The sequence below is a fragment of the Micromonospora sp. MP36 genome (genome assembly GCF_008119785.1).
Classification (GTDB): domain Bacteria; phylum Actinomycetota; class Actinomycetes; order Mycobacteriales; family Micromonosporaceae; genus Micromonospora.
Genome location: NZ_VSFA01000188.1, coordinates 1 through 7493, shown reverse-complemented (window position 1 = coordinate 7493; position 7493 = coordinate 1). Strand labels below are relative to the sequence as shown.

Annotated in this window: 2 protein-coding genes; both read left to right on the top strand. The window is 69.8% G+C overall.

Features of this window, described 5'->3' with window-relative positions; all coding sequences use genetic code 11:
* Nucleotides 1–2251 (top strand): LuxR C-terminal-related transcriptional regulator (locus tag FXF52_RS39720; RefSeq protein WP_148804800.1); only part of this gene is annotated, 2251 nt, incomplete at its 5' end.
* Nucleotides 2252–2887: 636 nt separating this feature from the next.
* Nucleotides 2888–7030 carry a carboxypeptidase regulatory-like domain-containing protein gene (locus FXF52_RS39715; RefSeq protein WP_148804799.1) on the top strand — a complete coding sequence of 1381 codons (4143 nt, stop codon included), beginning with the start codon at nucleotides 2888–2890 and terminating at the stop codon, nucleotides 7028–7030.
* Nucleotides 7031–7493: the final 463 nt, after the last annotated feature.

The window sequence follows — 7493 nt, the reverse complement described above, 5'->3', positions numbered from 1 at the left end:
ACGCGTGTCCGACGATTTCGCCACGTTTCTGCACGGCCGGACCGATGGGCTTCCGCTCGCCATCGAGGAGTCTGTGCGGCTGATGTGGAACCGCGCTGACCTGATCCGGCGGGGCAATTCCTGGGTGCGGCATCGGCTGAGTGAGATCGACGTGCCGCCGACGGTCCGCGACGCCGTACTGGAACGCAGCGTACGGCTCAACCCGGCGGCGCAGGCGGCGCTGCGCGCGGCCGCAGTCCTGACCGACCCCGCCGCCGAGGACACCGTCGTCGAGGCGATGGCGCCGGCCGGCGATTCGGCGAGCCGGCTGGCTGGCCTGGCGGAGGCGGTGGGTTCCGGGCTGCTGAGGCAGGACCAGCATGGGCTGGTCTCGTTTCGGCACATGCTGGCGTGCCGCGCGGTGTACGAGGCGATCCCGATGCCGCAGCGGCGGGCGATGCACCTGCGCGCCGCACACGTCCTCGAAGGCGTCACCCCGCTGCCGGTCGCCCAACTGGCGCGCCATTTCCGAGAGGCCGGCGACACCAGGGCGTGGTGCCGGTACGCGGAACAGGCTGCCGACCTCGCCATCGCCTCGGGCGACGATGCGACGGCGATCGTCCTGCTGCGCGATCTGCTCACCAACGCCGACCTGGTGCCCGCCGACGTGGTCCGGCTCACCGGCAAGGTCCCGTTCGGACTGCTCAGCGACCGCGAACGCTACCGGGAACTCATGGACGCCCTCCGCCTCGTGCTGGACACCGGTGAGCCGACGCCGAGTGAGGCGGGGGAGATCCGCTTCCTGGTCGCCCGGCTACTGGTGCAGATGGAGGCGTTCGAGCAGGCCCGGATCGAGATGGAAGGAGCGCTGCCCGACCTCGGACACGACCCGGCGAAGGCAGCCCGCGCCATGATGTTCCTCGGCCTGCCGTACGGGACGACGACGCCGGCGGCCGAACACCTCAGGTGGCTGCGGCGGGTGGCGGAGGTGCCGGCTTCGATGGCGCCGGTGGACCGGTTGAGCATCCGGGCCGGACGGGCAAGTGGACTCCTGCTGCTCGGTGAGGAGGAAGGGTGGGCGGAGGCGGCGTTGATCGACGACGATGCGTCCACCACCGCGGGGAGGCTGTGCGTCACGGGCGGCCATCTCAACGTCGGGCACATGGCGCTGATCTGGGGGCGGTACCCGGAGGCGAGGCGGGCACTCACGCTGGCCCTCGGGCTGGCCGAGAGGTATCAGTACCGGAAGCTTCGCGGGATTGGGCAGGCAACGCTGATCCAACTGGACTGGCTCACCGGAGCCTGGGACGGGCTGGCCGATCGGGCCGGATCGCTGGCTGGTGATGAGGAGCTTCTGCAGCCGGTGAGCCGCCTGACGCCGGCGATGGTCACCGGCTTGGTGCAGATGGCCTGCGGCGACCAGGACAGGGCGGACGAGTGCCTGCGGCTCGTTCTTGAGCGGGCGGACCGGCAAGGCGGGGCGGAATACTCCGTCGAGCCGGCCGGTGCCCTGGCCCGGCTCCGGCTTGGCGCCGGGCGGATCGACGACGTGCTGCGGGTGACCGACGGGCCGATCCGGTTCATCGCGGGCAAGGGTACCTGGATTTGGGCCACCGAGCTCGTCCCGGTTCGGGTCGAGGCACTGCTGATGGCCGGTCGCGTTGGCGAGGCCGGCGATCTGGCCGATGCTTTCGCGGCGGGTGTAGGTGATCGCCGCGCACCTGGCCCGCATGCCGCCCTGGCGGCCTGTCGGGCGATCCTGGCCCAGCACCGAGGTGATCTCCTCGGCGCCGCCGTCCTGTTCGCCCGGGCGGCCGAGGCGTGGCAGAGCCTTCCACGGCCGTACGACGCGCTGCTCAGCCGGGAGCGGCAGGCCGCCTGCCTGCTGCGCGCGGACCGGTCGGACGCCGCGCTCCCCGTCCTTGCGGAGGCCTTCGAGGGGCTGTCCGCCCTCGGTGCCCGTGGCGACGCCGTGCGCGTCATGCACACCCTGCGTGCATACGGTGTGGAGGTGAAGCGTCCGTCGTGGCGGGGTGGGCGGCGCAGCTACGGCGATCAGCTGTCTCCCCGGGAGCTCGATGTGGTCCGGCTGCTCGTGGAGGGCCGGACCAACCGGGAGATCGCTGGTGTCCTCTTCCTGTCGCCGAAGACGGTTGCGCGGCACGTGGAAGCGGCGATGCGCAAGCTCGGGGTGTCGTCCCGGACGGCGCTGGCCGTTCGGGTTGTCGAAGCCGGCGTCGTCGCCGAGGGCCCAGCCGGCGACGACCGCTAGGCGGGTGCGTGGCGGCAAAGTTGGGTCATCTGCCCAGTCGTCCGGTAACCGGCGCGGGGACAACAATCGACCGTCATGGAAACACCGCCAATCCCCCCAGCGAATGAGCCGGACCAGCAGCCTGAGGCGCCCCGGCCTTCCGCGCCTTCCGCGTCGTCCGCGGCGCCGCAGCAGCCCACAGCCGGCGCCGGCAGCGTGCCCCCGCACGACGACGGATACGAAGCCGTGTGAGCTTCGACCATCCGCACCTTGTCGAAAGGCAGCCGCCTCATGCGAACCATTCCCGCCTCTTCCGGCCCGCACTGACCCCGGCGCCTGACGGTGGTGCTCGCCGTCGGCGTCCTGACTGGCTCGCTCGCCGGACCCGCGACCGCGGGCCCCTCCGAACCGGCCCCGGCCCGGCAGTCCCCTCGTCGACTCCCACCAGGTCCACCTTGGTCACCCGGTGAGCAAATCCAGCTCGACCAGTTCGCCCTCCGTGCTGGTCGCGGCTGAAGCCGTACGTCTGAGCCGAGAACTGGCTAGTCACGAATGCCCGAGTTGGGATTGCCTTCACCCTCAAAGGAGAGCTACATGTCTCATCCCCCCTCTGTGCGACCATTCCGCCACAGATCGCGTCCGGTCGCCTTGACCACGATGGTGGAGCGCGTCCGGGCGTCGATCGTGGCACTGACTGTTGCCGCGGTCGGGGTGATTGCGGTGCCGGCGGCGGCCGTCGCCGTCACTGGCTCCGCCAAGGATCCCGTTCCGGCGACGAAGGCCGCCGGCCCGGCCTCGCCTGGCCAGCACCCCACCAACAAGGTGTGCGCCAAGCCGTCGAGGGCCCGGGAGATGTCCTGCCTGTCGATGGTCCGCACCGACGTCACCGCGACGAAGGGCGTGCAGCGCGCTGCCGCTCCCATCGGTTTCGGCCCGGCTGACTTGCGGAGCGCGTACAACCTGCCGGCTACCGGGTCCACGGAGACGGTCGCCATCGTGGATGCGTACGACAACCCGAACGCCGAGGCGGACCTGGCCGTCTATCGCCAGCAGTACGGGCTGCCGCCGTGCACCACAGCCAACGGCTGCTTCAAGAAGATTGACCAGCGCGGCGGCACCAGCTATCCGTCACCGGACGCCGGATGGGCCGCCGAGATCGCCCTGGACCTCGACATGGTCAGCGCGACCTGCCCGACCTGCAAGATTCTGCTGGTCGAGGCTGACGACGCCTACCTGGACAACCTCGGCGCGGCGGTGAACCAGGCGGTCGCGCAGGGCGCCAAGTACGTCTCCAACAGCTACGGCGGTCGCGAAGGCACCGACGTGGCTCAGGCCGACGAGGCGTACTTCAACCACCCCGGTGTCGCGATCACCGTCAGCACCGGCGACTTCGGTTACGGCGTCTCCTACCCGTCCACGTCGCAGCACGTGACGGCGGTCGGCGGCACCTCGCTGGTCAGGGACACCGCCACCTCCCGGGGTTGGACCGAGGGCGCGTGGAGTCTTGCGGGTAGTGGCTGCTCGGCGTATGTGACCAAGCCGTCGTTCCAGAAGGAAACCGGCTGCGGCCGCCGCGCGGTCGCCGATGTGTCCGCGGTCGCCGACCCGAACACCGGTGTCGCGGTCTACCACGGCGGCTGGCAGGTCTTCGGCGGCACCAGCGCGTCCGCTCCGATCATCGCCGCGGTCTACGCGCTGGCCGGCGTACCAGGGACGGGTACGGCACCGAACTCGTACCCCTACGCCCAGCCGGGCGGGCTCAACGACGTGACCTCGGGAAGGAACGGCAGCTGCTGGCCTAACTCCTACCTGTGCACTGCTGGGCCGGGCTATGACGGGCCGACCGGGCTCGGCACCCCGAACGGGCTCGCCGCGTTCCGTTCCGGACCGTACGGCACCGTCACGGGCACCGTCACCGACGGCACCGCTCCACTGGCGACGGCCAAGATCACCGTCGGTGACGTCACAACAGTGACGGACGGGCAGGGCCGCTACACCCTGACCGCGCCGCCGGGCACGTATGACGTCAGTGCGAGCAAGTTCGGGTACGCCACCAAGACCGTTTCGGGTATCACCATCGCCGAGGGCCAGACGGTGAGTGAAGACTTCGCGCTGACCGCGAAGCCGCACGTCAACGTCACCGGTGTGGTCCATGACGGTTCCGGTCACGGCTGGCCGCTGTACGCGACCGTGCGGGTCAAGGATGAGCCGACGGCGGTGGCCTACACCGACCCGAAGACCGGGCGCTATGCGCTGAGCGTGCCCGCCGGAAACACCCACACTCTGCAGGTCGACCCGCTGTACCCGGGCTACCAGCGGGACTCGCAAGACGTGCAGGTGGGTCCGGCGGACGTGACGCATGACGTCAACGTGCCGGTCGACCAGACGACCTGCAGCGCTGCCGGGTACGGCTACCACTACGCGGGCCTCACCGAGTCGTTCAGCAGTTACACCACGCCGGCGGGCTGGACCGTGGACGACAAGATTGGCAACGGCCAGACCTGGGCGTTCACCGACCCCGGCAGGCGCGGCAACCGGACCGGCGGGTCCGGCGGCTCCGCCATCGTCGACAGCAGCTACTACGGTTACGGAAAGTCGCAGGACACCTCGCTGATCAGCCCGGTGCTGGACTTCAGCCAGCGGACCCACCCGTCCCTTATCTTCCGGACCGACTACAACGGCTACTCGTTGGGGCAGGCCGGGGACGTCGATCTCAGCGTCGACGGCGGCCAGACGTGGACCAACGTCTGGCACCACGCCAAGGACAGCGCGCGGGGGCCGCGGACCGAGGTCGTGGACCTGTCCCAGGCTGCCGGCAAGGCCAACGTCCAGGTGAGGTTCCATTTCACCGCCAAGTGGGGCTACTGGTGGCAGGTCGACGACGTCTTCCTCGGCGACCGTACCTGTGACCCGGCGCCGGGCGGCCTGGTCGTCGGTCAGGTGGCCGACAAGAACACCGGGGCCGGGATCAACGGCGCCACGGTGACGTCGGCCGGCAAGCCCGCGGAGAAGACAACTTCGGCGGCGACGCCGAACGACCCAAACCTCGACGACGGCTTCTACTGGATGTTCTCCTCGCTCACCGGGGAGCACACGTTCACCGCCACGGCGGCAAACTACTACCGCGCCCAGGACATCACCGTCAACGTGGTCCCGAAGCAGGCGACCGACGGCATGTTCGCCCTGGCCGCACCCCGGATCGAGGTCAGCCCGGGCCAGCTCAGCAAGACCGTCGACTGGCAGGGCAACGGCAGCGCCACCATGACGGTGAAGAACACCGGTACCGCCCCGGTGACCGCCAAGATCGGCGAGTGGCCGGGTGGCTACCAGCCTGCCGCGGCGCAGCAGGGTGCTCCGCTGCAGGAGGTGAAGGGAGACTTTAGCCCCCTGCGGCTCCCGCCCGGAAAGACCACGCAGCCGGCGGCTGCGGAGCCGGCGGCGACGCCGTACGCCGCGCCGTGGACCACGGTGGCCGACTACCCCATCCCGATCATGGACAACGCCGCGGCGACCATCGACGGCAAGGTCTACTCGGTCGCTGGAGTCGACGGCACGCATATGCTCAGCAAGGCATACGTCTACGACCCCGGCACCCAGGCCTGGAGCGCGTTGCCGAACCTGAGCGTCGCCCGGGAGGCGCCGCAGGCGGTCGCCTACGGCGGCAAGCTCTACGTCTTCGGCGGCTGGGGCTCGAACGACGCTCCGGTGGCCAAGACCGAGATCTACGACACCGCGACCGGCGTCTGGTCCACCGGCGACGACAACCCGAAACCGTCCGCCGGTGCCGCCGCGACCGTGCTGAACGGCAAGATCTACATCGTCGGCGGCTGCACGTCCGACAGCTGCGGCAAGACGGACGTGCAGGTGTACGACCCGGCCTCCGACTCCTGGAGCTCGGGCCCGGCGTATCCGGAGCCGACCTCCTGGCTCGGCTGTGGTGGCATCGGGACCAAGGTGTACTGCGCGGGCGGTTTGTCGGGCAGCACCAGCACCAGGCACGCCTACGGCTACGACCCGGATTCCGGCAGCTGGGCTCCCATCGCCGACCTGCCGACCGACCTGTGGGCGATGGGCTACTCGGTGGCAGCCGGCAAACTTCTCGCGTCCGGCGGCGTGACCTACGACAGCACCACGCTCACCAACCGTGGCTTCACCTACGACCCGGGCTCCGACACCTGGACCCCGCTGCCCAACTCCAACCGAACCGTCTACCGCGGCGGCTCCGCCTGCGGTTTCTACAAGATCGGCGGTACCACCGGGAACTTCTACGCTTTCAACACTATCGAGCTGCTGCCCGGCTATGACCAGTGCGGCACAACCGACGTCCCCTGGCTGTCAGCGGACAAGACCGAGGTGACGCTTCAGCCAGGCGAGAGCGTCGACGTCACCGTGAGTCTCAACGCGAACATCGCCGAGATCACCCAGCCCGGCACGTTCACCGCGCAGCTTTCGATCAGCGCGAAGACCCCGTACCGGATCACGCCGGTGCCGGTGACGCTCGTGGTGAACCCGCCCAAGACCTGGGGAAAGATCACCGGGACGGTCACCGGGGTCGGCTGCACCGGCACGTCGACGCCGCTGACCGGAGCGACCGTGCGGATCACCTCGAAGAAGGCGACTTACACCCTGAAGACCGACAAGAACGGTCAGTACGTGCTCTGGCTCGACGTCAGAAACAACCCGCTCACGGTGACCGCGTCCAAGGACGGCTGGGCGCCGCAGACCACATCGGTTGAGATTGAGCCGCGCGAGGCGATCACGGCCAACTTCTCTCTCAAACCCGACCCAACCTGCACCTGATCCGACGCTCCGTGCGGGCCGGGCCCGGCCCGGCCCGCACGGACAAGCCACGGCCCCGCCACCAATCCGATGGCGGGGCCGTGACCCTCGCGCCCGGTCTGCAGCGGGCGCCGGACGAGCAGTGGGCCAGTGAGGCTTTGACCTGGGTGGCGCCGGAGGCACAGCCGCTCTTTGGGAGTCGTTCGGTGGCTTCGGTCCAGCTGATAGTCACGTCGGCGGGGCCGTGGACGAGCATCAACGGAGGCAGGGATGAGCGACGGCGCTCCGGGCCGAGGGCCGAGGCAAGCAGGTCGAGGCTGCGGAGCGGGGGGCGGCCAAGCGGCGGATCCCCGCGCAGGCCGAGGCGGATCGCATACCGGCGGAGGAGACGACCCGCACTACCGCCAAGGGAGCGGACGCATACCAGCGGGTCTGCTGCGGGATAACCAATCGGCGATCGTCGCCCGGCATGGTCGGACGCGAC